This is a genomic window from Dissulfurimicrobium hydrothermale, assembly GCF_022026155.1.
GTDB lineage: Bacteria > Desulfobacterota > Dissulfuribacteria > Dissulfuribacterales > Sh68 > Dissulfurimicrobium > Dissulfurimicrobium hydrothermale.
Window position 1 is genome coordinate 913371 of sequence record NZ_CP085041.1, and the last position, 23582, is coordinate 936952.

24 protein-coding genes are annotated in these 23582 nt (G+C 49.9%); 8 read left to right on the forward strand and 16 right to left on the reverse strand.

Features of this window, described 5'->3' with window-relative positions; translation table 11 throughout:
• Positions 1-7: 7 nt before the first annotated feature.
• Entirely contained in the window at positions 8-277 is a 270-nt protein-coding gene (rpoZ, locus tag LGS26_RS04460) for a DNA-directed RNA polymerase subunit omega (RefSeq protein ID WP_237889614.1), read from the reverse strand.
• Positions 278-736: 459 nt separating this feature from the next.
• On the opposite strand from rpoZ, the gene LGS26_RS04465 reads away from it, so the two are divergent.
• Positions 737-1798 (forward strand): GGDEF domain-containing response regulator, encoded by a 1062-nt coding sequence (locus LGS26_RS04465; RefSeq protein ID WP_237889622.1) that lies wholly within the window; start codon positions 737-739, stop codon positions 1796-1798.
• Here the strand turns inward: LGS26_RS04465 and LGS26_RS04470 are convergent.
• The 8 genes from LGS26_RS04470 to rpmH form a co-directional block, all read right to left on the reverse strand.
• Positions 1735-2199, reverse strand: coding sequence for an NUDIX domain-containing protein (locus tag LGS26_RS04470; RefSeq protein ID WP_237889624.1), 465 nt, complete (start codon positions 2197-2199; stop codon positions 1735-1737). The two genes, LGS26_RS04465 and LGS26_RS04470, sit on opposite strands and share 64 nt — an antisense overlap.
• A gap of 115 nt (positions 2200-2314) precedes the next feature.
• Complete coding sequence (locus tag LGS26_RS04475; protein ID WP_237889626.1) at positions 2315-3184, reverse strand: inositol monophosphatase family protein; 870 nt, start codon at positions 3182-3184, stop codon at positions 2315-2317.
• 21 nt (positions 3185-3205) lie between these two features.
• Positions 3206-4633 (reverse strand): tRNA uridine-5-carboxymethylaminomethyl(34) synthesis GTPase MnmE, encoded by a 1428-nt coding sequence (gene mnmE / locus LGS26_RS04480; RefSeq protein ID WP_237889633.1) that lies wholly within the window; start codon positions 4631-4633, stop codon positions 3206-3208.
• Positions 4626-5468, reverse strand: coding sequence for an RNA-binding cell elongation regulator Jag/EloR (jag, locus tag LGS26_RS04485; RefSeq protein ID WP_237889635.1), 843 nt, complete (start codon positions 5466-5468; stop codon positions 4626-4628). The genes mnmE and jag overlap by 8 nt, the downstream gene beginning before the upstream one ends.
• Positions 5469-5482: 14 nt before the next feature.
• Complete coding sequence (gene yidC, locus LGS26_RS04490; protein WP_237889637.1) at positions 5483-7144, reverse strand: membrane protein insertase YidC; 1662 nt, start codon at positions 7142-7144, stop codon at positions 5483-5485.
• 89 nt (positions 7145-7233) lie between these two features.
• Positions 7234-7479 carry a membrane protein insertion efficiency factor YidD gene (gene yidD, locus LGS26_RS04495; protein WP_237889639.1) on the reverse strand — a complete coding sequence of 82 codons (246 nt, stop codon included), beginning with the start codon at positions 7477-7479 and terminating at the stop codon, positions 7234-7236.
• Entirely contained in the window at positions 7469-7876 is a 408-nt protein-coding gene (gene rnpA / locus LGS26_RS04500) for a ribonuclease P protein component (RefSeq protein WP_237889641.1), read from the reverse strand. The genes yidD and rnpA overlap by 11 nt, the downstream gene beginning before the upstream one ends.
• A gap of 20 nt (positions 7877-7896) precedes the next feature.
• Positions 7897-8031, reverse strand: a complete 135-nt coding sequence (gene rpmH / locus LGS26_RS04505) for a 50S ribosomal protein L34 (protein ID WP_237889648.1) — start codon at positions 8029-8031, stop codon at positions 7897-7899.
• Positions 8032-8298: 267 nt separating this feature from the next.
• Here rpmH and LGS26_RS04510 point away from each other — a divergent pair, with 267 nt between their 5' ends.
• From LGS26_RS04510 to LGS26_RS04535, 6 genes are all read left to right on the forward strand, one after another.
• Entirely contained in the window at positions 8299-8847 is a 549-nt protein-coding gene (locus LGS26_RS04510) for a 2-oxoacid:acceptor oxidoreductase family protein (protein ID WP_237889657.1), read from the forward strand.
• Positions 8848-9028: 181 nt separating this feature from the next.
• Entirely contained in the window at positions 9029-9322 is a 294-nt protein-coding gene (locus tag LGS26_RS04515; protein ID WP_237889659.1) for a 4Fe-4S binding protein, read from the forward strand.
• A gap of 5 nt (positions 9323-9327) precedes the next feature.
• Complete coding sequence (locus LGS26_RS04520; protein ID WP_237889665.1) at positions 9328-10506, forward strand: transketolase C-terminal domain-containing protein; 1179 nt, start codon at positions 9328-9330, stop codon at positions 10504-10506.
• On the forward strand, positions 10503-11441 hold the full coding sequence (gene porB / locus LGS26_RS04525) for a pyruvate synthase subunit PorB (protein ID WP_237889667.1): 939 nt from the start codon (positions 10503-10505) through the stop codon (positions 11439-11441). The genes LGS26_RS04520 and porB overlap by 4 nt, the downstream gene beginning before the upstream one ends.
• 100 nt (positions 11442-11541) lie before the next feature.
• Positions 11542-12471 carry an aspartate carbamoyltransferase catalytic subunit gene (locus LGS26_RS04530; RefSeq protein WP_237889669.1) on the forward strand — a complete coding sequence of 310 codons (930 nt, stop codon included), beginning with the start codon at positions 11542-11544 and terminating at the stop codon, positions 12469-12471.
• 7 nt (positions 12472-12478) lie between these two features.
• Positions 12479-13762 carry a dihydroorotase gene (locus tag LGS26_RS04535; protein ID WP_237889670.1) on the forward strand — a complete coding sequence of 428 codons (1284 nt, stop codon included), beginning with the start codon at positions 12479-12481 and terminating at the stop codon, positions 13760-13762.
• 1 nt (position 13763) lies between these two features.
• Here the strand turns inward: LGS26_RS04535 and LGS26_RS04540 are convergent, their stop codons facing one another.
• From LGS26_RS04540 to prmA, 3 genes are read right to left on the reverse strand one after another with little or no spacing between them, the layout of a single operon-like run.
• Positions 13764-14900 (reverse strand): mannose-1-phosphate guanylyltransferase, encoded by a 1137-nt coding sequence (locus LGS26_RS04540; protein ID WP_237889671.1) that lies wholly within the window; start codon positions 14898-14900, stop codon positions 13764-13766.
• Complete coding sequence (locus LGS26_RS04545) at positions 14881-15672, reverse strand: 16S rRNA (uracil(1498)-N(3))-methyltransferase (protein WP_237889672.1); 792 nt, start codon at positions 15670-15672, stop codon at positions 14881-14883. The genes LGS26_RS04540 and LGS26_RS04545 overlap by 20 nt, the downstream gene beginning before the upstream one ends.
• Positions 15645-16577 carry a 50S ribosomal protein L11 methyltransferase gene (gene prmA / locus LGS26_RS04550; RefSeq protein WP_237889673.1) on the reverse strand — a complete coding sequence of 311 codons (933 nt, stop codon included), beginning with the start codon at positions 16575-16577 and terminating at the stop codon, positions 15645-15647. Before prmA ends, LGS26_RS04545 begins: the two co-directional genes overlap by 28 nt.
• Positions 16578-16673: 96 nt before the next feature.
• Here prmA and LGS26_RS04555 point away from each other — a divergent pair, with 96 nt between their 5' ends.
• Entirely contained in the window at positions 16674-18443 is a 1770-nt protein-coding gene (locus LGS26_RS04555) for a GspE/PulE family protein (RefSeq protein WP_237889674.1), read from the forward strand.
• Here LGS26_RS04555 and LGS26_RS04560 read toward each other — a convergent pair.
• The 4 genes from LGS26_RS04560 to LGS26_RS04575 are packed head-to-tail and all read right to left on the reverse strand — an operon-like array spanning position 18424 to position 23580.
• The gene (locus tag LGS26_RS04560; protein WP_237889675.1) at positions 18424-19914 is read right to left on the reverse strand and encodes an RNA polymerase sigma factor RpoD/SigA; all 1491 of its coding nucleotides are present in this window, start codon (positions 19912-19914) and stop codon (positions 18424-18426) included. The genes LGS26_RS04555 and LGS26_RS04560 overlap by 20 nt on opposite strands.
• Positions 19915-19970: 56 nt before the next feature.
• Positions 19971-21746, reverse strand: coding sequence for a DNA primase (dnaG, locus tag LGS26_RS04565; protein WP_237889676.1), 1776 nt, complete (start codon positions 21744-21746; stop codon positions 19971-19973).
• Positions 21747-21788: 42 nt separating this feature from the next.
• Positions 21789-22241, reverse strand: a complete 453-nt coding sequence (locus LGS26_RS04570) for an acyl-CoA thioesterase (RefSeq protein ID WP_237889677.1) — start codon at positions 22239-22241, stop codon at positions 21789-21791.
• A gap of 13 nt (positions 22242-22254) precedes the next feature.
• Entirely contained in the window at positions 22255-23580 is a 1326-nt protein-coding gene (locus LGS26_RS04575) for a cofactor-independent phosphoglycerate mutase (RefSeq protein ID WP_237889678.1), read from the reverse strand.
• Positions 23581-23582 lie beyond the last annotated feature (2 nt).

A 23582-nucleotide genomic window follows, 5' to 3' on the forward strand; every position in this document is an offset into this window, starting at 1 on the left:
CTTTTAATTATTGAGGCGTTTCGGACAGAAAGGCCTCTGGCTGAAAACTCTTGTAGGCCCTTTGTTCTTCTGCCTCGCGGCCAAGTTCGTCTAGATTTTCATAGGTCACCTTGCCGGCTGCTATTTCCCTAAGGGCGGTGACGATTTCCTTGTTTTTGCATTGCACGAGGGGTGCAGCACCCTTTCTGAGCTGTTTGACCCTCTCTACAGCGAGATATACAAGCGAGAACCGATCCCTTACCTTCTCAAGGCAGTCTTCAACTGTTATCCTGGCCATCTCAGCCCCCTTTTGTTTTTTGATCGCTTCATTATTTTTTAGATAGAATTCAAAAAAGATATATTATTATAATATCTGTCCGGCTTGGCGCAATCCCCAGCCTCTTTGGTCGTTGTCACGACATCTGACTTTAATAATTGTGCATGGGCATTGGGGCAGGACGTTTTATAACCGATGTCCTCTGCTGCTTGTAACCCAATCTTAATCTCTGAAATGAAGAGGGTATTATGTTATTTTTGAAGTAAAGATATTGATTTCTGTTCGAAGGTAATTTAAGTAATATATTTTAATTTTGCTGCTTTTTATAGTACCTTTATGGCAAAGGTGTCTGCTGCGAAGAAATTTCTGATGGCCCTGACCTGACAGGAGATAAGTTTTACTTTATCGCGTTCGCCCAGTGTGCGCCCGATCTTTAGTTTTGCGGTGGGTTTTTAGGGCGGCTGGGAGGATGATATCTTCATGTCCGATATGTCTGATGAATTGTTGCAAGAAGAAGACCGCCTACTGATAGTAGATGATGATGAAGCGATCTTACGGCTTTTAAGGGATTTTTTGAGCGAAATCGGTCTTCCTTGCAGCCTGGCAAGGGACGGTCTCCAAGCTATAGTCTCGATGGAGCGGGTACCGGCAGCCGTTATAGTCACGGATCTATTGATGCCCAATATGAATGGTCTTGAGCTCACAAGCAAGGTTAAGGCAAGGTGGCCCGATACAGATATAATCGTTATGACCGGCTTTACAAAAGATTTTAGATATACAGACGTAATAAAGGCAGGAGCAAGCGACTTTATTCAGAAGCCGTTCAGTCTTGATGAATTCGAGGCCAAATTGTTGAGATTGATGAAGGAGAGGGCGTTAAGGCACAAGCTTGAGCAGCTCTCATTAAGAGACACCCTTACCGATTTGTATAACCGACGTTTCTTTGACCAAAGGCTTGAGGAGGAGGCTGAAAGGGCGGCTAGACAAGGTTATGGCCTTTATCTTGCGATTGTCGATATAGACAATTTCAAGGCATTGAATGATCAGAAAGGTCATGAGTTTGGCGACAAGGTTTTGATCTCTCTGGGGGAGGTGTTAAAAAGCTCCATTCGGAATTCCGTAGATACACCTTGCCGGATCGGCGGCGACGAATTTGCAGTTATACTGCCTCAAGTAGGTGCTAAAGAGGCGGAGATGATAGCTGAACGTATACGCAGGAACTATCTCAATTACAAAGATAGGGGCGAGACCACCCTAAGTGTCGGGGTGGCCGGGTTCAAAAAGACGTCGCAGAGGCTGAGAGACGATGTAACCAGCTTGATACACGAGGCCGATGAGGCCATGTATGTGGCTAAGAAGACTGGCGGCGACAAGGTGGTTGCTAAGGACGTTACAGGCGGTTCAAACTCGAAGCGTTCAAAGGCGGAGACTGTTGCAATTGCGAGCAAAATAAGTTCCCCCCCCCCCCCCCCGATTAGCTATGACATAGGGGTTGCCGTTGCCATTTTGAGCTTTATATACTCTTCAAGTATCTTTTTATGATCAAAAGCAAGGTCGGTAGGGAAGTTGTTGAGAGGGAAGATCTCGGTTGATCTTGCATCGTCTCCAGCCTGTGGCTCACCTTGGGCCTCTGCTATGAATACCGTGCTGATTGTGTGCATTCGAGGATCCCGGTCTGGGTTTGAATAGACGCCTAGAAGGGTCTTGAGCCTTATTTTTAGGCCAGTCTCCTCAAGGGCCTCTCTTATTGCAGCCGCCTCCACGCATTCGCCGTAATCTACAAAGCCCCCAGGTATGGCCCAGCCAAAAGGCGGGTTCTTTCGTTCGATAAGGACTATCCCCCCCGCGGTCTCTATGATTATATCTACGGTCGGGATGGGGTTTGCGTGGATCTTTATCTTTTCTTGGCACCTTGGGCAGGTGATTTCTCGGAATGTGGACATCTTTATCTTCCAGTCTTCTTTTCGATATTAATTTAATTGACAGGACCTGTTATCCTGTTGTCAGGTAGGTTTTTTGCAGGATCTGGTATAATATTAATGAGGTGCAACAACCCTTTCAAGCTGTCATGCAGGTGACGCCTCTTTTTAGATGTTGGCTGAAAGGCATGAGGATGTTGCCTAATTCCCTGTGTATCAGGCCGTTTGTTGCCATTATCTCCTGCATGAAAGGTGAATAGACGCTGCCCCTGAAATCGGTTACCTTGCCGCCGGCCTCTTCCACGAGGAGTTTACCTGCGGCGGTATCCCATGGTTTCAGTTTTATCTCCCAAAAACCGTCGAATCTGCCACATGCCACATAGGCGAGGTCAAGGGCTGCCGCCCCGGCCCTCCTTACCCCCTGGACCTTTGTTACTACGGCCTTGAATGCGGCCATTACATCTGCAGCGTCTTCCTGGACATCATAAGGGAACCCGGTGGCCAAAAGGGCGTCTTCAATGGTAGGCGTATTTGAGACCTTGATTGGTCGGCCGTTGAGCCACGCCCCTTTGCCGAGGCTTGCCGAGAACGTCTCTTGTTGGACCGGACAGTGGATTATGCCCAGGATGACCTTGTCCCCGCTGGCAAGGGCAATGGACACACCGAACCATGGAAAGGCATGGGCGAAATTGGTGGTCCCATCCAGCGGATCGACTATCCAAAAGAAGTCGTCTTTTGAGGCTGAACGATACTCGGGGTTTGTCTCCTCAGAAAGGACCGGGATGCCAGGGTGGGTTGATTTTAATACCTCAATTATGACCCTTTCCGATGCGACATCTGCTTCTGTGACAAGATCTATCCTGCCCTTGTGTCGTATATCCTTGATGCGGCCGAATAGGGATTTAAGGACCTTTCCCGCCTTCAATGCAGCCTGTTCCGCTGTTTTCAAGAGGGAATGGGCGGCATCAGGGTCTTCGTATATTAGAATCCCCTCTTTTTCGTTTGTCATAATTTTATCCTAATGGCTATTTTATTTTCCAATACAGAAACGGCTGAATATCTCGTCAAGTATCTCCTGCCCCATCTCTATTCCAAGCACCTCGTTCAGTTTTTTGAGGGCGTCGTTTAGGTCAATGGCTATCAGCTCTTCCGGGGCCCTGTCTTTAAGATTGCCGCACGCCCTTTGGATGGCGGCCGTCGCCTGTTCGATGGCGTTTTTTTGCCTGATGTTCGGGATAAAAACAGGTACGCCTTGGATGTTACTCGAGTCCTTGAGCAGTAGCCTTATGATTTCTCTTTTAAGCTCATGGAGTCCTTGTGCATCCGACGCCGAGGTTATCACAAGGCCTGCCTCAGTGTCCCTTGCTGCCAGCCTGGCGCTCACTGCCTCTTTGATCCGTTCCAGATCCGGTCGGCAGACGATATCGGCCTTGTTCAACGCTGCAATCAGGGGTCTACCAGTCGGCAATATGTCCATGAGCGCCATATCTTCTTCCGTAATGTCGCGGCTTGTATCAAAGACGGCGATTGTGAGATCGGCCCTCTTGATCTCCTCCAAAGAAAGCCCCATGCCTATAGCCTCAATAGGATCGCGGCTGTCTTTATTTATGCCGGCCGTATCGACTAGCGTCACGGATACGCCCTCTAGCTCTAGGGTCTCTTCGATCGTGTCTCTAGTGGTGCCAGGAATCGGGCTTACTATGACCCGACATGAGCCGAGCATGGCGTTGAAGAGGCTCGATTTGCCGACATTGGGCCTGCCGACAAGGGCGATCCTTGCACCTTCCCGTAGGATCCGACTATGGCTGTAGGCATCCAGGAGGCTGCTGAGCGGTGAAATGGCCTGTTCCATGAGATTCGTCAGCATAGTGTTGGCGTCAAAGGGTCTGATTTCATCTTCAGGGAAGTCGATCACAGCCTCTATATGAGCGAGCGTCTGGATTATTATCTGTCTGACCGCCTCTATCCGGCTGGTCAACGCCCCTTCGAGCGCGGCTGCAGCAAGGCTGCGTTCTTTTTCGGTCTTTGCTTGGACGATTTCCAGGACCGCCTCCGCCTGGGAAAGGTCAATCCTGCCGTTTAGATAGGCCCTTTTTGTAAACTCCCCTGGTTCCGCAATCCTGGCGCCAAGACCTGTTACCGCCTCCAGGAGATGTTTCGATACCGCCCGCCCCCCGTGGCAATGGAGTTCGACCGTATCTTCTCTCGTGTAGGTGTTGGGTGCCTTCATAAAGACAGCGAGTATTTCGTCTATTACTATGCCATCTCTCGGATCTATGGCGTGTCCGTAATAAAGGCGGTGGGATTCGATGGATGAACCGGCCCTTTTTGGTCTGAATATCTTGCGGAGTATATCCAGACTGGACGTTCCGCTTATTCTTATAATCCCTATCCCGCCTGTGCCAACAGGGGTTGCTATAGCTGCAATGGTATCTTCTTCTTTAAAGAGGTCATTCACTCTCTTTTTTGTGCTGCCGGGCGCTTATCCGGCCGTGCTGTTGATTTAGGCCTTTACTGGGACCGCGGGGGGTACGGTTTGTCGGTATGATTATCACCCTGCGCATATTACCACTCCCTGTACTGGTGGTGCGTACACCATCAGTGTCTTTCAACGTGAGGTGTATAAACCGTCTTTCAGCCGGGTTCATGGGGGGAAGGACAACTGTCCGGCCTGTCTTTTTGGCCTGTTCCGCCTTGGAACGGGCGAGCTTGACGAGGTATTCCTCCCTACTGGAGCGAAAGCCGTCTGCATCGATTGGAATGGCCGAGATGGCGCCATCTCGGCCCCCAAGTCGTTTTGCTGCGGCCCTGTTGACCAGATATTTGATGGCCTCGAGGGTCTTTCCTTCGCGGCCTATTACTATCGCCGTATCCTGGCCGGATATCTCTATCTTCGGGCCGGTCTTTTCATTTTTCAGCTCGACGTTACATTCAAGCCCCATTTTTTTTAAAAGTCCTTCGGTCATCTCTCTGACTGCATTGAGATAAGCGAGATCTGAAGTTGGTTCGGCATTGCTTGGGGCATTTGAAGGTGAAGACTCAACTAGAGGTTCGTCAGGTGATTTTAATGCATTATGTGCCTTCACGGCCTGGCGTTTAGGTGTGACCCTTATTTTTGCCTTTCTGCCCCCTAGGCCGAATATACCGGAAGAGCCTTTAGAGAGTATCTCTATATCGAGTTCGTCCGCAGGCAATGAAAAGTGTTTACAGGCTAATTCAGTGGCCTGTTCGACGGTCTTACCTTCAAATTCCATTGATGCTGCTGATACTGCTGAAACAATAGCGGTTGACATGGCGATATCCGGGTTTACTCAGTGAATTTATTTATATAGTATTGCTGCACTATGGAAAACAGGTTGTTTACAAGCCAGTAGAGTACGAGACCGGATGGAAAATTTATAAACATGAATGTGAAGACCACCGGCAGGATTTGCATCATCTTGGCCTGGGTGGGGTCAAGAGAACTGGGTGTCATTTTCTGTTGCAGATACATTGAGGCGCCCATGAAGAGCGTAAGGACCGGGATGCCGCCAAGGATAGGTATGACGACCCCTGGTATCATTAGACGGTCAGGCGCGGACAGATCTTTTATCCATAAGGCGAATGGGGCGTGTCTGAGTTCGATTGCCTGTAGAAGCACCTTGTAAAGGGCGAAAAATACCGGTATCTGCAGTAACATGGGCAGGCACCCGCTCATAGGATTGACTTTGTATGTTTTATAGAGCTGCATAAGTTCTCTGTTCAGGGCCTCTTTGTCGTTTGCATATTTTTCTTTCAACTTGGCGAGTTTCGGCTGCAGCTTTTGCATGGTCTTCATAGACTTGGCGCTCTTGTGCGCAAGTGGCCAGAAGGCGATCTTTATCAGCAGTGTGATGATTATGATGGCAATGCCGTAGTTATGAAAATAACTGTAGAGAAAGTTGAGAAGATACAGAAGGGGTTTTGCAATAGGTGTAAACCAGCCGAAATCTATCGAATCGGCCAGATGGTGGTCTAGTGCCTTCAATGTCTCTATCTCTTTCGGCCCGTAATAAAGCCCAAGCCTTACAGAATCTCCCGCCTCGTCTGACTTGAGGGGTAATGTAAGGCTGATGGCCGTAAGTCCGGATGCATCTTTTTTTTCAAAAGTGGCATTAGCACCGCCGTATTGGTCCAGCGGTATTATGGCAGCCAAAAAGTAGTTATCTTCATAGCCGATCCAGTCTATTGGCCCTGAATGATTCGATTTTTCCCCTGGCTTGCTGAGTTTTACCTCTGTCAAGGCGTCTTTTGCATAGTAGGCAGGCCCTGAGAATACATAACTTGTCTCCTTGGAAAAGGGCCTGTTGTACATAAATATGGTCACGGGCGCACCAGGTCGTCCTTTGACCTCTATGGAGAGGTCTACCCAGTAGCTCCCCTGGTGGAATGTATAGGTTTTTAAAACAGAAGATCCATTAGGCAGTCTGTACGAGAAGCTCAAGCTCCCCTCCTTTTTGGAGTCGGTCAAGACGAGCCCAGGTTTGTCGGCATCGAACGTCTGATCCAAAAGATCGACGGGCGGTGACGTTCCAAGCTCGATACCCAAAGGAAGGTCGGGTTGCGACGTGTTTATAAGGTTCACAGGCGGCGAATCCGGCTTCATATTTGTAGAATAGCGTTTCAGGAGGCATTCTTTAAGGACGGCGCCTCGTTCTGAAAATACCATCCGATAGAGATCTGTCTCGACAGTGATGTCCCTTGCTATCCTCTGAGACACCTTGGGAATGAGGCCGGCCGGTGGTTGTTGGATGGCCGTGCCGTTCGGTCTCTGCATTTGCGCCGTCTGTCCTTCCAGTGAGCCAGCATTTTTTGTCTGAGCAGTTGGAGGCATGCCGGATCGGTTTGGGGCCTGTTCGACAGGATGGCCCGGCAGATTGCCTGAGAGATACTGAAAGCCTATCAATACGAGCATTGATAAGATTATCGCTAAGAGTGAACGGAATTCCATGTCTATTTTCCTGAGCCTTTAAAAGATTTTGAAGCCTTTCATGACAAATGGAATATGGTCTGGATGAAGGATCCGCCATGGTGATGGTGTCAAGGGACTGGGTCGTATCCTCCAGGGTGCCAAGGATGGCAGCGTATGAGCCTCTTGGCGAGCATGGCGGACCCTATGAGCGGTCCATGCCGTCTTATCGCCTCTTCTCCATAAACTGAACAGCTTGGAAAGAAGCGGCAGCTTCTCGGAAGGATCGAGGAAAACAATATGCGGTAAATGCGGATCGTAAATATGATCGCACATCCAATCGTCTTGCCTGTTATTGTCGCTATTTTAGATCTCATTTTTATCTTTATCGTCCGTCTTACGGTGTGTGCTACTGATGTCTTTGAATAGATCTTCAAACATCCTGCAATAGGTGTTGATCTCGATATTCAAAAATCCGACGTGCGGTATGAAAACTACATCGCATCCTACCGGAAAGATGTCTTTGTTCCTTCGGAAGAGTTCTCTAACTAATCTCTTGACCCTGTTCCTTTCAACGGCGTTGGCGTTACCATAGTTCTTACCTATGCTTATACCCATCCTTCGGTAAGACAGACCGTTTGGGGCATATACCACTGTCAGACAAGGAAGCCTTACTCGCCTCCGTGCCTTGAATATCGGTCCAAAGGCCCCTTTGCCGCATAACCGCTCAGACCTCAGCAGACCAGCCTGCTTGATTCGGATGTTTTTTTTCACCAAGCAAAGGAGGATATACGCTATACACAGAGACGGTATCTGCCTTTTGCCCTGCGGCTTTTAAGCACAAGGCGTCCGCCTTTTGTGCTCATGCGTTTTCTGAATCCATGCGTCCTTTTTCTCTTTAGCACACTTGGTTGGAATGTCATTTTCATTGAGATAACCCCTTGAAAATTTAGAATTTTTTAGAAAAATTTAGAAAAATTTCGATCATATATTTATGATCACGATATGATTGTGTAAGGTTTAAATTGATAACCAGATAAACATGATATGTCAAGGAAAGCATTAAATTTTGTGCGACATACCCACATCGTGAATATGTGTAAAGGGTTGATTTGGCGGTTTAGAACCGCTTGACAAAGCAAAAAACAACATGTTAACACAGAGATCAAGTCTAAATTTACACAGGAGATCTTTCGATGAAAGAGGTAAGACTTCATGGTCGCGGCGGTCAGGGTGGCGTTACGTCCGCTGAGCTTGTTGCGATAGCGGCTATAGACGAGGGTAAATACGCGCAGGCCTTCCCGAGTTTCGGACCTGAGCGTAGGGGTGCCCCTGTTACGGCCTTCATAAGGGTCAGCGATAGCCAGATTAGGACCAGGGAAAAGGTCTACAATCCGGATATAGTGGTTGTGCTTGATTCGTCTCTCCCAAGTCTTGTCAAGGTCGAAGACGGTCTGCGCGAAGGTGGGATTGTGATCTTGAATACCCATCTTAAAGAGGCCGAGGTGAGAGAGAAATTCGGAATCAGGGGCAGGCTCGCGATGGTCGATGCCAACACAATAGCGAGAGAGGTTATAGGCATGCCCATTACAAATACCACTATGCTTGGCGCCCTTTTGAAGGCCACCGGAATAGTGGGCATGGATGCCTTGAGCGACGCCCTTGACAGGCGCTTCGGTAGATTGGCCGAGAAGAACAAGGCCGCTATGCGTAGGGCGTACGAAGAGACGGTGGTTGCTGGTTGATGCTGCTGTCAGGGCAATTTTCAACGATTTCCTCTTACCTTGCCTTAATTCCCTCCCAATTATGAGAAAGGATAGATGAACTTTCAGTGGGGGGGGATGACAAATGACAATGGTTGAGGGTTGGTTTTTTATGGCTTGAGATGGCCATGGCCGAGAGAATAAAGTATGAAGGAGTTTTGATATGGCAATATTAGACGCCATTGTTGGATGGAAGACATTACCGTTTGGGTGTCATGTGTTGGAACCGGGCAATTCAGCCAGGTTCAGGACCGGGGACTGGAGGTCTCAGCGTCCTTCAACAGATAGAGAAAAGTGCATAAAGTGTGGTATGTGCTGGATATTTTGTCCGGATATGGCATATCGTCAGACCCCTGAGGGTTATTTCGAGGCTGATATGGAATACTGCAAGGGCTGTGGTATCTGCGCCAATGAGTGCCCCAAGGATGCCATAACAATGTCGCCTGAGGAGGAGTAGATAAAATGGCTAAACGAGTAGGGATAGAGGTTTCGATAGCGGTAGCAGAGGCAGTCAGGCTGGCTGATGTGGATGTCGTGCCTGCGTATCCTATTACGCCCCAGACGCATATTGTGGAGCATCTGTCGGAATTTGTCGCAAACGGCGAGCTTGACGCTGAATTCATACCTGTGGAATCAGAACATGCAGCTATGAGCTGTTGCTGCGGCTCCTCAGCAGCAGGGGCGAGGACATTTACGTCTTCGAGCTCTCAGGGTCTTTCGCTTATGAGCGAGATACTTTATCACCCTGGCCCCATGAGGCTTCCCATAGTCATGGTGGTGGCGAACAGGGCGCTGGCTGCACCGATCAGTATATGGAACGACCATCAGGACATAATGGTTCAGAGGGATATAGGCTGGATACAGACATTTGCGGAAAACGGGCAGGATGCCTTTGATCTTACGCTTCATGCCTTCAGGGTTGCAGAAGACCGTAGGGTTTCACTCCCCATGATCGTCAATATTGACGGTTTTACCCTGAGTCATGTCATAGAACCGATCGAGATATTGAGCAAAGAAGAGGTTGGCAGGTTCCTGCCGCCCTTTAAGCCGCGTTTCCGTTTGGACACCAAAAAGCCTATATCTATAGGGCCTGTGGGCGTGCCAGAGGTCTACACAGAGGCGAAGGTGGCGCACAACGAGGCGCTAAAGGCGTCGAAAAGGGTGATTGTCCAGGCATGGAAGGAGTTTGCCAACCTCTTTGGCCGTCAGTATAATCCTGTCGAGACATACCGCAGTGAAGATGCAGAGGTCATCCTGGTTACTATGGGCAGCATCTCTGAGACGGCCATGACCGCTGTCGACGCCATGCGGGATGCAGGCCAGAAGGTGGGTCTTGTCAGGATACGCCTCTGGAGACCGTTTCCTGGTCCTGAATTTAAAAAGGCGATTGGTAAGGCCGGGGTGCTTGCAGTAATAGACAGATGCCTGCCACCTGGTGCGGTATGTGGTCCCGTAGGCGCCGAACTCAGAAGTCTATTCTATAAGGTGCCAGGGGCACCGAAGATATTCAGCTTCGTGGCCGGTCTAGGCGGCCGCGATGTGACAGTTGACCGCTTTAAAGAGATCGTTGAGAAGGCCAGGACATATGCAAAGAGACGTCCTGTTGAAAATTATGAAGTTATAGGGGTGCGCGAACAATGATACCTGAATTTGAAAAATTTAAGGGTTTCTCGGCAAAAAATCTTCCAAAAGACGAGCCGTTGGCCTCGGGCCATAGGGCATGTCAAGGATGCGGAGAGGTCTTGGCCTTGAGGATGGTGATGAAGGCCCTTGGGCGCGAGGTTATCGTATGCAATGCCACCGGCTGCATGGAGATCATTACCACGCCGTTTCCCCAGACGGCCTGGAATGTGCCGTGGATACATGTCGCATTCGAAAATGCGGCGGCCGTGGCCTCCGGGGTCGAGGCTGGCAGGAAGGTCTTAATGCGCAAGGGCAGGATCCCAAAGAGGCATATTGACATATTGGCCGTAGGCGGAGATGGTGCGACTGGTGATATCGGACTTCAGTGGATATCCGGGGCCTTTGAGCGCGGACATGACCTCCTCTATGTCTGCCTGGACAACGAGGCATATATGAATACAGGCATCCAGCGTTCCGGCTGTACACCCTATGGGGCCATGACAACCACGAGCCCTCCAGGCAAGGAGAGTTTTGGACAGGTGACGTGGAAAAAGAATATCCCTGCCATCATGGCGGCCCACGGTATCCCTTATGTGGCCACGGCATCACCGGCCTATTATCTTGATCTCATGAACAAGGTCAAAAAGGCGGCGTTGGTGAAAGGGCCGGCATACGTCCATATCTATTCCCCATGTCCGACTGGATGGGGTTCCGCAGGGGACAAATCAGTGGAATATGCACGTCTTGCAGTTGAAACAAAGGTCTTTCCGCTCTATGAGGTTATAGAAGGTCGCTATATTATAAGTCGCAAGATCACGAAGCCCAAGCCGGTAAGCGATTATTTGAAAGGGCAGCGCCGTTTCCGTCACTTGACAGATGAGCAGATTTCTTATATTCAAAACAGAGTAGATACAGAGTATGAAAAGATAGTAAAATTGGCTGAAATGAGTTAATTTAGTTTTAATAAATAAATGCAATCACAACCTGTTCCAGCCGTAAGACCTGTTGGCAAAAAAGGCCTCCTTCATCTCAAAAAGGAGGCCTTTTTTTAGGATGAATCGCCTCTCGTCAAGACACATACTGAGCATCTCCGACTTGGGCCAAAAAGATATAGAGCTTATACTTGATACGGCTGATTCATTAAGCCAGATATTGACAAGACCCATAAAAAAAGCGCCCCCCTTAAGGGGTCGCACCATTGTCAATCTGTTTTTTGAACCTTCTACCCGGACGAGGCTCTCTTTTGAGCTTGCAGCAAAACGTCTAAGCGCCGATACGGTCAGCGTTTCGGCTGCGGCGAGCAGTGTCGTGAAGGGCGAAACCCTGATAGATACGGCTAAAAACATAGAGGCCATGAGACCTGATGTCGTCGTGCTCAGACACCCTTGTTCGGGCGCTTCTCATTTGATGGCGAGATATATGGAGAGGGCGGCGGTAATAAACGCTGGAGACGGTATGAACGAACATCCAACCCAGGCCCTTCTCGATCTTTTTACCGTGAAAAGGCATCTTGGCAGGCTTTCAGGTCTTAAAGTAGCCATTATAGGCGATATCGCGCACAGCCGCGTAGCCCATTCGGATATCAGGGCCTTTGCCAAGATGGGAGCGGATGTATTTGTGTCAGGCCCTGCCACCATGTTTCCCTCTCAGGTCGAGGCATTGGGGGCGACCGTAGTTTTAAGGCCTGAGGATGCCATTAAAGAGGCTGATGTGGTTATGGCGCTTCGTATCCAAAAAGAGCGGCAGGGAAGATCTTTAATACCAGGCGTCAGGGAGTATGCATCAGTCTATGGCCTTACGTCAGAGAGGCTTAAACTTGCCAGGCCTGGAGCGATAGTCATGCACCCAGGCCCGGTAAACCGCGGTGTGGAGATAGCGCCCCAGGTGCAGGATGGGCCGTTTTCGGTCATCCTTGATCAGGTGACAAACGGCGTAGCGGTCAGGATGGCCATTTTGTCGCTTATACTCCCTGAAACGGTTTGAGGTTGCAATGAGGCCAATATTTTTGCAGAACCTCAGGATATTAGACCCTGAAACGAGGCTGGATGTCACTGGAGATATCCTTATCATGGATGGCCGTATAGCTGCGATCGGGGATGAAATTTCTCCGCCTGACGACGTTCGTATGGTGGACTGTAGTGGCATGTGGGCGGCCCCAGGGCTGATGGACATGCATGTCCATCTAAGAGAGCCTGGTGAGGAATATAAAGAGACCATCGAGACCGGGACGTTGGCCGCTGTGGCAGGTGGCTTTACGGCTGTTGCCTCTATGCCGAATACAAATCCGGTAAATGATACATCTGCTGTCACGAGGTTTGTTATCGAACGGGCTATAAGCGCCGGATATGCCTCTGTGTACCCTGTTGCATCTATAACAAAGGGGCTTAAGGGTAAAGAGCTTTCCGAATTTGCCGATCTTATGGGGGCTGGCGCCGTAGCCTTTTCGGACGACGGCTACCCAGTCTCGGACCCAGGTATGATGCGCCTAGCCCTCGAATATGCGAAGGGTTTGGGGGCGCTCATCATTTCTCATGCAGAGGAATTGGCACTTTCGAGCGGGGGGGTCTTGAATGAAGGTAGGATCTCGACCATCTTGGGACTTAAGGGCATACCGAGTGCGGCTGAAGATATAGCTGTTTTCAGGGACGTGTGTCTTGCCGAATTTACAGGCGCCAGGCTTCACATAGCCCATGTGAGCACAATTGGCGCAGTCCAGATCATAAGACAGGCAAAGGCGATGGGTGTGAAGGTTACCGCAGAGACTGCTCCACACTATTTCAGTCTTACCGAAGAGGCTGTCTTGGGTTATGACGTCAATGCCAAGGTGAATCCGCCCTTGAGGACCGAGGAGGACAGGCTTGCGGTAATCGATGGATTAAGAGACGGTACGATAGATGTGATAGCGACTGATCACGCCCCACACAGCATCCTTGAAAAGGAAAAGGAGTTTGAGACGGCGGCGAACGGGATGATAGGTCTCGAGACCGCACTGCCGCTCGCGCTTGAGCTCGTAAGGGCCGGGGTCTTGACCCCTCTTGAATTGATAAGGCGTATGTCCCTTAATCCACGGAAGATACTTGGTATTCAGGGCGGCCGTATTAAACCTGGTGGGGCGGCCGATCTATGCGTCATAGACCCGGAGGCCATGTTTGTTGTAAACAGGGAAAACCTGAGGTCCCGCAGCTTGAATACCCCGTTTCTCGGCAAGACGCTCAAAGGCAGGGCGGTTCTGACCGTCTCATGCGGCAAGATCGTACATAATCTTTTGTGGTAATCTAAAGGTATTTTTTTAATCCCCTTTTTCTGATCTCTTCGACTAGGTTTTTGACCTCGCCAAGCCTCTCTCTTGGGCACACAAGGACTGCATCGCCGTCCGCTACGATCGCAAGCCCTTTGATCCCGAGAGCGGCGGTCAGTACGCCCTTACCTGAGACAATTAGACAATCTGAGCAGTCGAGGGTTACAGTAAGGCCGCTTGATGCGTTTGCAGCTGCATCCTTTTCAAGGATGGAGTAAAAGGTCTCCCAGATGCCTATGTCGTGCCAGTCGAGGTCGGCTGGAAAGACCGCAAGCGTGATTTCATTGCAGTCTGAGTGAAGGGCGCCGTGTCCGGCCTCGTTTTTTCCGGTACTGCATGGCGGCGCAAGCCTCTCTATGAGCAGCCTGTCTATACATTCGTCAGGCATCAGGTTGTAGCGGGGGCGTCTTGCGCGCCTTGTCCCATAATGTTGCCATATCTCGGGTGTTACGGCCTTTAAGGCATCAAAGAGTATCTCGGTCCTAAAGAAAAATATGCCGCTGTTCCAAAAAGTCCTGCCGTTCAGGATATATTCCCTTGCCGCGGCCTCGTTTGGTTTTTCATGAAAGGATCGCACCCTTTTGCACTCATTGCCCCTGATACGGTCCAGGGTCTCCCCGCTTTCTATATAGCCATAGGCAGTTTCGGGTCTCAGGGGTTTGATGCCCAGCAATGCTATGCCGCGGTTATTCTCAACCCATTCAAGGGCTGAAAGGACATAGCTTTTAAACCGACTATCGCTGTTGATCAGATGGTCGCTCGGAAATATACCTATCACCGGGTCTTTGAACAAGAGCTCTATCCTGGCGGTCGCCCATGAGATCGCGGCAGCCGTACCTTTTGGTGTCGGTTCGATCAATATATGCCCCTTATCCAGTCCGGGGAGCTGTCTGGAGACCTCTTTTTTATACCCTGGTTTTGTTATCACCCATATCCTGTCCCATGAGAAGATAGGGACAAGTCTTGCGGCGGTCTGTTGGAGCAGTGTCTCGGTACTCGATTCGATGCATTGGAGTTGTTTGGGTTTAGAGGTCCTGCTCCTGGGCCATAGTCTTGTACCGAGTCCGCCGGCGAGGATGATGGCATGATATCTGTTAGCGTCTTGTTGTGTCATGTAGTATCAGCGCGCCGAGTATGGAGATCGCGGCCACAGCGGCGGTTTCAGCCTTTAGTATTCTTGAGCCGAGGGATGCCTGCACAAAGCCGGCCTTTTTGCACATGTCAGTTTCTTTGTCTGAGAGTCCGCCTTCAGGCCCCGTGAGGATAACAACTTTAGTCGGTTTGTTCAATTCGTTCCAAACCTCTATCAGGCCTTTATCTTTATATTTCTCGTCTAGGAGGATGAGTGCCTTCGGATCGGATGCCCTGCAGACTTCAATGAGAGTGTCTTCAAGATGGGTTATTGCGTGTATCTTCGGTGGCATTAGGCTTTTGCACTGTTTCAGGGTCTGGATGGCTATCTCGTGCCACCTGGCGACCTTTTGTTCCCTCCGTCCGACACCCAGCCTGACTACTGTGTGGGCGGTAAGAACCGGCCTTATTGCAGTGACCCCAAGCTCAGTGGCCTTCTGGATCAACCAATCCATCTTGTCCGATTTTATTATAGATGCAATCAGCTCTATTGGCAGGCGGTCATCTTGGAATGTTGCATCCTCTAACACCTCCAGCACAACCGATTCTGTGTCAATGGTCATGATTCTGGCCATCGCCTTGTATCCGGCGGCGTCAATGAGATTGACAAGGTCTCCTGGCCCCAGGCGCAGGACATCCTTCATATGATGAGCCTCCTTGCCCGTCAAGGCCACGCGTTCACCAATCAGGAGTGGCAATACGCCTTTTACAGCGAAATGCGGCGGTTTCATGTCCTGTTTGATAGGCCGATACATACCCACTCAGTCTCTTTCAAGTCTGTCATGACCATCTCGACCGCGAGGCCTTCTGCCTCAAACGTCTTTACAATTTCGTTTTTCTGTTCGGCAAGTATGCCTGAAAGGATTATGACGCCGCTGGTCTTAAGATGCAATTTAAAGAGGCTCGAGAGGGTCATAAGCGTTTTTTTGTCGAGGTTAGCAAGGATTACATCGAATTTATCATTAATATTCTCAAGTTTGGCGTTTGTTACAAGTACGTCTCCAAGCCCGTTTTTTTTCATGTTTTCCCGCGCCACCTCCACTGCTACGGGGTCTATGTCCACGCAAAGGACTTTTTTTGCCCCAAGAAGTCTTGCCCCTATGCCGAGTATGCCGGTGCCTGTGCCTACGTCGATGACATCGGGCAAGACATCCTGCACCCCTTGCCCCTTTTTATCCCAGCCTTTCTTTTCCCACAGGGTCTCCATGGCCTCTAACACCATTGCGGTGGTCTGGTGTGTGCCTGTGCCGAACGCCTGACCTGGGTCTATCTCAATCACGAGCTCACCCGGTCTTGCTTTATATGTTTCCCAGCTTGGCCTTATGACGAATCGTTTTCCGATATGAACGGGCTTGAAGCCGAGCTTCCAGCTCTGGCCCCAATCCTCGTCTTTTATCTCTTTCTGACTACAAACCCCCATGGGAAGCCCGGCGTTCATGGCGTTCAGTCTGGAGACAAACCTTGTTATTTCATCTGCGGCGTTGCTTTCGAGGTCTTCATCGCTCAGATAGGCTACAAGACGCACGATCTCTGCATCTTCGGTATCTTTTACAAAGATACCCCTTCCAAGTCTGGAGACGATATATTCCGAAAGGACGTCAGCCAGTTCCCTGTGTATGGTTATGGTAAATTCGGCCCAGTTTTGGTTTTTTATCTTCATGGGTGATATATTATAAGCTTAAAGGGGTTTTTAAAAGCAATTAAATCTTTAAAAATTTGAAATCTGATAATATATAAAAAAATGGCGCGGTGCTGAATGGCTCATCCATATTTTGATCTCGATTATATAACCTCTCTTCTGAAAAAGGCCGGTCTTCTAGACGAAAAGGGCGCGATGAGGCTCTTGAAACGCCATCTTCCACAGCATAGAGCGTCGGTGGATGTTGTCCAGTGGGTGGATTCCCTCAAGATTGAAAAGATGCCGGCCCATGGTCAGCATGGTCAGCAAGCTGTAATAGAAGAGGCTGACATATTGGCCCTTGTTGCAGCGGATCGCGGTTGGCCCTTCATGCGGCTTGATCCGCTCAAGCTGGACCTCGATGTCGTTACCAAGACCTTTCCTGCCTCTTTTGCAAAGAGACGTCTGGTGCTTCCTGTTTGTTGGGAAGATGGTGATCTTTTAATTGCATGTTATGACCCTGTGGACCAGGAGCTGAGAGAAGATCTTGAAAAGGCCCATCAGGCAAAGATGCGTCTTCATGTGGCGCCAAGGCGCGATATAGAACGGATTATAAGCGAATTTTTTGATTTCAAGCAGTCTATTCGGGCGGCTGAGCACAGCCTCAAGGCCCCCTTGGTTGATATATCGAATCTCGAGCAGTATGTGAGACTTTCTTCGCCAGAGGCCGCCGCCTCTGACAAATATATACAAAAGGCGGTGGACCACCTGTTCCAGTACGCCCTCGACCAGAGGGCTAGTGACATACACATAGAGCCGAAGAGGGGAGATTCATGCGTCAGGTTCCGTATAGATGGTGTGCTACATCCAGTCTATCATCTGCCAAAGGTGGTCCACGAGGCCCTGTGCACAAGGATTAAAGCCCTTTCAAGGCTTGACATAGCTGAAAAACGGCGTCCTCAGGACGGACGTATGAAGATCGCATGGAGAGGTAGTGATGCCGAGGTCAGGGTCTCGACCGTACCAGTCGCCTTTGGAGAAAAGGTTGTCTTGAGGCTTCAGAGCGCGGAGATACTCTTCAGCGAGCTTGGCGAACTCGGACTTTCAGATAGGGACCTTGACGAATACAAAGGCTGGCTCGGTCATACCCATGGAATGATCCTTATCACAGGTCCGACAGGCAGCGGTAAGTCAACTACACTATATTCGACCTTGAGGTATTTAAGCTCTCCTGGGGTAAATATTGTGACGATTGAAGATCCTATCGAGATGGTCTATGAGGATTTCAACCAGATAGCCGTTCAGCCGCAGATAGATGTGACCTTTTCATCCATCCTCCGAAACATCCTTAGGCAGGATCCGGATATAGTGATGATAGGCGAGATAAGAGACGCCGACACTGCAAGATACGCCGTCCAGGCCGCGTTGACCGGACACCTGGTCTTTTCGACGCTTCATACTAATGACGCAGTCGGGGCAGTGACAAGACTGATGGATCTGGGCATAGAGCCGTACCTCATCTCGTCAACTCTCATCGGCGTGGTTGCCCAGCGCCTTGTGCGTATGATCTGTATGAACTGTAAAGAGACATATGACGTGCAGGCCGTACAGCTTCATGGCCTATGGTCCGGGCTCAAATGCGACGGCTACCGGATAGCAAGGGGCAGGGGTTGTTCCAGGTGTCGAAATACAGGTTATTGGGGTCGGATAGGTATCTATGAGGTGTTTACCGCCTCAAAGACCATAAAGATGATGATACATGCGGCCAAGGGCGATGCCGAACTTAAGACGCAGGCCCTTAAAGAAGGTATGATGCCGCTTAAATATGACGGCCTTCAGAAGGTGCTCAGGCACATCACTTCTCTTGATGAGGTGATGCGCGTTGCTGCTATTCAAAAAACACCTTGAGCATCGCATTTCTCAAAGGGTGTTTGAGTTTCCTGATGGCCTTTGCCTCGATCTGTCTTATACGTTCCCTCGTCACCATAAAGCTCTTTCCTACCTCCTCAAGCGTGTGATCGCTCTGTTCTCCTATTCCAAATCTCATTCTCAAGACCTTTTCCTCCTTAGGCGTTAGGGTGGAGAGGGTCAGACGCATCTGTTCCGCAAGGCTCTGGTCTAATGCAAGACGATCAGGACTTTGGACGTTAAGGTCTTCGATGAAGTCCGCCAAATGACTCTCGTCGCCCGCCCCAACCGGTGTCTCAAGTGAAATAGGGTCTCTGGTCATTTGAAATATCATCTCTACCTTCGCCTCTGAAAGACCGGTATGCCTGGCTACGTCTTCAATGGTCGGTTCCCCACCCTTTTCCTGGAAGAGATCGTTTATCTTGCGTATGACCCTGTTCATAGTTTCAACCATGTGGACCGGCACTCTGATAGTCCGCGATTGTTCGGCTATAGCCCTTGTGATGGCCTGTCTTATCCACCAGATGGCATAGGTGCTGAATTTGTAACCCCTTTTGTATTCAAACTTTTCAACCGCCTTTATTAGGCCGATGTTGCCTTCCTGAATGAGGTCGGCAAGCTGGAGTCCATGGTGTGAGTATTTTTTTGCTATGCTTACAACCAATCTAAGGTTGGCTTGTATGAGCTTGTCTTTTGCCGTGGAGGCCTCTGTACAGCCCTTTTGATGCAGAAACGAAATCCGGTCGAATTCGGCCCTAGTAAGTCCGCTTTCCTCAAAGAGCGTCTTGTCCGTGATGCAGTTTAGCCTGTCCCGTTCTTCTTTGAATATCCTGGAGGTTACATTCAGCAAGGCCTTTTCAACCCTGACGCCTTCGAATAGGCCTGCTATTGCCTCGCTATTTTTAAATAGCTTGAGCCTGATCGCCTTTACTTCTTCATCGTCTTCGGCCGTTTCGCGGTTGCGCAGGAGGCCGACTAGATCTCGGTTTTCTTCAAGTATAGGCTTGATTTTCCTGGCGATTTCCCAGATATGTTTTTTATTGAGGGTATTGCCAGTTATCTTTTCGTCTGCATCGCACTGATTTTGGTCTTGCTGTATATCTGTTGGTCTGCAAGATTTTGTCTTGGATGAGGCGGATATTTCTTTTAAGACGGCTTCCGCTATAGGTAGGATACTGAAGGCCGTCTTCATCATGAGCGCTTCGCCTTCTTCTATGGCCCTGGAGACTGCTATTTCCTCTTCGCGATCAAAGGGCTTGCTGTCCTTCATTTCCTTCAGATATATTTTCAATGGGTCGACATCCGGCGCCTTGGGCGCCTGGACCGCGGGTATATCCGTTATTGATATGCATTCTTCTCCTGGTGCGACAACCGATTCAGGATCTTCAAAGATTTCGATCGGTGCGCTGTCGAATTCATTCTGCGCCTCCTTTGATATGACCATACAGCCGGCTACATTGTCTCTTTTCATTTATTGCCCTCCCAAGTGCAGGTTAAGCAGTCCAATTGTCGAAGCATTTTGAAGAATCATCTGAGCCGTTGCATCTTTTCCAGCAGTTTTTGTCTCTCCTCCTCGTTATCGGAATTTTCTATCTCATTGATTATTAACTGTCTTAAGGCCTTGATCTTGCGGTTTTCACAATATTTTTTGAGTTTTTTTGCCATTTCTTCAGCGTCTTGGCATGGCGGTGAGCATTTCGAGACTTCAACGGCGACCACCTTGAGCTCTGGAACCGGTTCAAGCATTTCCATCAATCCATGAAAGTCGAGGCCGCCGGTAGCGTTGTTTTGCTGGAGCATGGAGAGCCATAGGTCTTTAAGGCGCTGTTCTTTTATCCACAACTCCATACCGGAATCAATGAAATGATCGATGTATTGAGGGTGTTCGATGAGGAAGCCAATCAGTTTGGCATCTGCCTTATTCAGATTCCGGCCGTCTGGGCGCTGATGTGGCACGAGATCCCTGCCGATCAACAGGTTATGGTGTGCCCGATCTTTATTCGCGTATGCCTGGTCTTCAGAGGCCAGGCGTTTCCAGAGCGCCTCTTCCCTTACCGCCATCTTTTGCGCGATATAGCCGGCGAGCAGGGATTTTTTTACAGGGTCTTCAATAGGTTTCAGTATGGAGATGAGATCATCGATCAGCCTGGCCTTGCCCTCCGGATCCGTACCGTAGCTCCTGATCCCATGCGCCATTACGAAATCAATCCCGGCAGGTGAACTTTGCGCGGCCTTGATCCATCCATTTTTGCCTTCCCTGCGGACAAATGTGTCTGGATCATCCTCGGCTGGCATGGACAATACCTTTGGTCTTATGTCGGCCCCATAAAAGAGCGGCATGGCCCTGAGCGATGCCTTCAGGCCGGCCTCATCCCCGTCGAATGCAAGGGTCCAGTCCTTTACAAGGCCTTTCATCTGTTTTATATGGTCATAGGTCAGAGCGGTTCCGAGTGTTGCTACGGCATTGTCTATCCCGGCCTGGACTAGCGCCAGGAGATCCATGTATCCCTCGACCACGTAACCGTAGCCCGATCGTCTTATGCTGTCTTTGTTCTGATAGAGGCCATATAGAACCCGCCCTTTTTTGTAAATCAGGCTCTCTGGTGAGTTCAGATATTTTGGAGCCCCGTCTTTTTCAAGCGTACGTCCGCCGAGGGCCACTATCTCTCCACTCCTGTCATGTATGGGGAATATCAGCCTGTTTCTAAAGCGGTCATAGTGACCGCCGCCTTCTCTTTGAACGACAAGTCCCGCCTTTTCCGCGACTTCCGGGGATATTCCATTAGATTTCAAGTGATTGAGAAGGAGGTTCCAGCCAGGTCCTGCATAACCAAGTCCGAAGCGCGCTGCGATATCGCTGCTTATGCCACGTTTCTTAAGGTATTCAAGGGCGTGGAGTGCGTCTTTGGATCTTACCAAGTTGTCTTGATAGAATCTCGCCGCCACCCTGTTCGCCATGATGAGCTCTTCCGACTCCCGTCTCAGCTTCATCTCCGAAAGCGACGGCGCAGATTCAGGCAAGGCTATTCCATAGCGGTCGGCAAGCCTCCTTACAGCCCCGACGAAGCTAAGGCCTTGCATCTTCATTAGAAAACCGATTGCGTCCCCACCTTGTCCGCAGCCGAAGCAATAAAATATCCCCCTTTCCTCATTGACGGAAAAAGAGGGGTCTCTGTCAGCATGAAAAGGGCAGAGGCCCATCCAGTTCCTGCCCGTCTTTTTTAAGGGGACAAATTCCTCGACCACCTGCCTTATATTGGCTGTATCGAGTATGTTTCTTATGATGTCTTGTGGGATGTGCAATTTATCGCTTACCTTAGAGTTAGGCCTTTGGCCGCACTCTGATCAATCGCCCTTTTCCAGCCTGGTCATGGCCGTAAGCAGGGATTCAGGTATGCGGCAGAGTCTTCCCTCTCTATCGACCGCCGCATGGACCGTATAGCCCCTAACAAGCAGCCGACCGCCTTCAGTCCTCCTGATTTCATAGTGGAATCTTATAGTAAACCCTGTAAAGTTGAAAAGAGAGGTATATATCTCTACAAGGTCGTCATATACCGCCGACGTCTTATAGCGACAAAAGACCTCGCTTACAGGAAAGATGACACCTTCTTTTTGAAGTTTCTGATATGGTACGCCAAGCATTGATCTCATGAATTCAGTGCGCCCCATCTCGAGGAGGCGCATATAATTGCCATAATATACCACCCCGCCTGCATCTGTGTCCGCATATATAATTCTGTGCTGCAGTTTGAGTACAGGCTGACACATCTCTATTGGTTCGTATCTGTATGCGCTCACGGGTCCTCCTGTCCTATGTCATTGGTTCAATACCTATGAACCTCTCAAGGAGCGTGTGCCCTTTTTTTATAAAGATGGGAGACATCGCAGCTGTCTTTTCATTGAAGGCCGCACTTGAATTGTCTTTTGGATCAAGGCTGTCGAAGATTGCAAACGGCACAGGTTCAGCAGTATGCGTCTTCAATTTTATTGGCGTATAGTGGTCGGTCACCACCATAACCCTGTATGAATGACCGAATTCTTTGAGTTCGTCCATTACAGGTCCTACTATTTCCTTGTCGAAGCGCTCTATGGCGCGTATCTTTTCGCGCACATCTCCCATGTGGCCCGCCTCGTCCGGGGCCTCAAGGTGCAGGAAGACCAGGTCTTTTTCCTTCAGGGCATTGAGCGCGGCAGCAGCCTTTCCCGCATAGTTGGTATCAATGTAGCCGGTTGCGCCAGGGACGTTTATGATCTCCATGCCCGCCCATATGCCTGCTCCCTTGATGAGGTCCACCGCGGCTACAACGGCGCCGTTTATGCCAAATCGTTCGTAGATGGTCGGAGTGGTTGGTCTCCTGCCTTGACCCCATGGCCAGAGGGAATTAGCTGGAAGCTTTCCCTCGGCCCTGCGCCTTTCATTTACAGGATGGCGGTGCAGAAAGGCGATGGCCTTGGTAAGTACGTTGTAGAGCAGGGGTTCTTCTTCATATACATGCCAAGACTCGGTGACATCCTTGCCGGTATAGTCATGCGGCGGTACCGTGGCTATGCCCTCAGGCCCGCCTCTCCACATAAGCAGATTGCGGTAACTTACACCTGGATAGAGTGCAAAGGATCTTGTTGGTATTATCGCCGCCAAATCATGTATGATGGCATGTGACTCCTCTGTGGTGATGTGACCCGCGCTGTAGTCCTTCATGTATACCCGACCCTCTCTGAATGACAGCGTTACCAGATTGCATCTGAAGGCTACATCTTCGGGGTTCATCTTTATGCCCATCGCGGTCGCCTCCATAGGTCCGCGTCCGGTGTAGTACTCAGCTGGATTGTAACCCATGAGCGACAAGTTCGCCACGTCGCTGCCGGGAGGGAAGTTTATGGGTATGGTCTGCACCCTCCCTAGTTCGCCGAGTCTTGTGAGTCTATCCATGGCTGGTGTGCGTGCTACCTCAAGAGGGGTCTTGCCGCCCAGTTCTTCCAGCGGATAGTCGCCCATTCCATCCCCAACTAGGATGACGTATTTTTCGGCTGGCCGCATCCTGGCTGTAGTGTATTCCTTGCCAGCATCGTCGCCGTTCGTGACATCTCTTCTCTGGCCTTCATATCCTATTAAATGACTTTCATTTGTTTCGTTCACAG

Bases quoted from the DNA above. Each gene is read 5' to 3' on its own strand.
- rpoZ (WP_237889614.1), bottom strand. From the start codon at position 277: ATGGCCAGGATAACAGTTGAAGACTGCCTTGAGAAGGTAAGGGATCGG.
- LGS26_RS04465 (WP_237889622.1), top strand. From the start codon at position 737: ATGTCCGATATGTCTGATGAATTGTTGCAAGAAGAAGACCGCCTACTG.
- LGS26_RS04470 (WP_237889624.1), bottom strand. From the start codon at position 2,199: ATGTCCACATTCCGAGAAATCACCTGCCCAAGGTGCCAAGAAAAGATA.
- LGS26_RS04475 (WP_237889626.1), bottom strand. From the start codon at position 3,184: ATGACAAACGAAAAAGAGGGGATTCTAATATACGAAGACCCTGATGCC.
- jag (WP_237889635.1), bottom strand. From the start codon at position 5,468: ATGTCAACCGCTATTGTTTCAGCAGTATCAGCAGCATCAATGGAATTT.
- yidC (WP_237889637.1), bottom strand. From the start codon at position 7,144: ATGGAATTCCGTTCACTCTTAGCGATAATCTTATCAATGCTCGTATTG.
- yidD (WP_237889639.1), bottom strand. From the start codon at position 7,479: ATGAGATCTAAAATAGCGACAATAACAGGCAAGACGATTGGATGTGCG.
- rpmH (WP_237889648.1), bottom strand. From the start codon at position 8,031: ATGAAAATGACATTCCAACCAAGTGTGCTAAAGAGAAAAAGGACGCAT.
- LGS26_RS04510 (WP_237889657.1), top strand. From the start codon at position 8,299: ATGAAAGAGGTAAGACTTCATGGTCGCGGCGGTCAGGGTGGCGTTACG.
- LGS26_RS04515 (WP_237889659.1), top strand. From the start codon at position 9,029: ATGGCAATATTAGACGCCATTGTTGGATGGAAGACATTACCGTTTGGG.
- LGS26_RS04520 (WP_237889665.1), top strand. From the start codon at position 9,328: ATGGCTAAACGAGTAGGGATAGAGGTTTCGATAGCGGTAGCAGAGGCA.
- porB (WP_237889667.1), top strand. From the start codon at position 10,503: ATGATACCTGAATTTGAAAAATTTAAGGGTTTCTCGGCAAAAAATCTT.
- LGS26_RS04530 (WP_237889669.1), top strand. From the start codon at position 11,542: ATGAATCGCCTCTCGTCAAGACACATACTGAGCATCTCCGACTTGGGC.
- LGS26_RS04535 (WP_237889670.1), top strand. From the start codon at position 12,479: ATGAGGCCAATATTTTTGCAGAACCTCAGGATATTAGACCCTGAAACG.
- LGS26_RS04540 (WP_237889671.1), bottom strand. From the start codon at position 14,900: ATGACACAACAAGACGCTAACAGATATCATGCCATCATCCTCGCCGGC.
- LGS26_RS04545 (WP_237889672.1), bottom strand. From the start codon at position 15,672: ATGTATCGGCCTATCAAACAGGACATGAAACCGCCGCATTTCGCTGTA.
- prmA (WP_237889673.1), bottom strand. From the start codon at position 16,577: ATGAAGATAAAAAACCAAAACTGGGCCGAATTTACCATAACCATACAC.
- LGS26_RS04555 (WP_237889674.1), top strand. From the start codon at position 16,674: ATGGCTCATCCATATTTTGATCTCGATTATATAACCTCTCTTCTGAAA.
- LGS26_RS04560 (WP_237889675.1), bottom strand. From the start codon at position 19,914: ATGAAAAGAGACAATGTAGCCGGCTGTATGGTCATATCAAAGGAGGCG.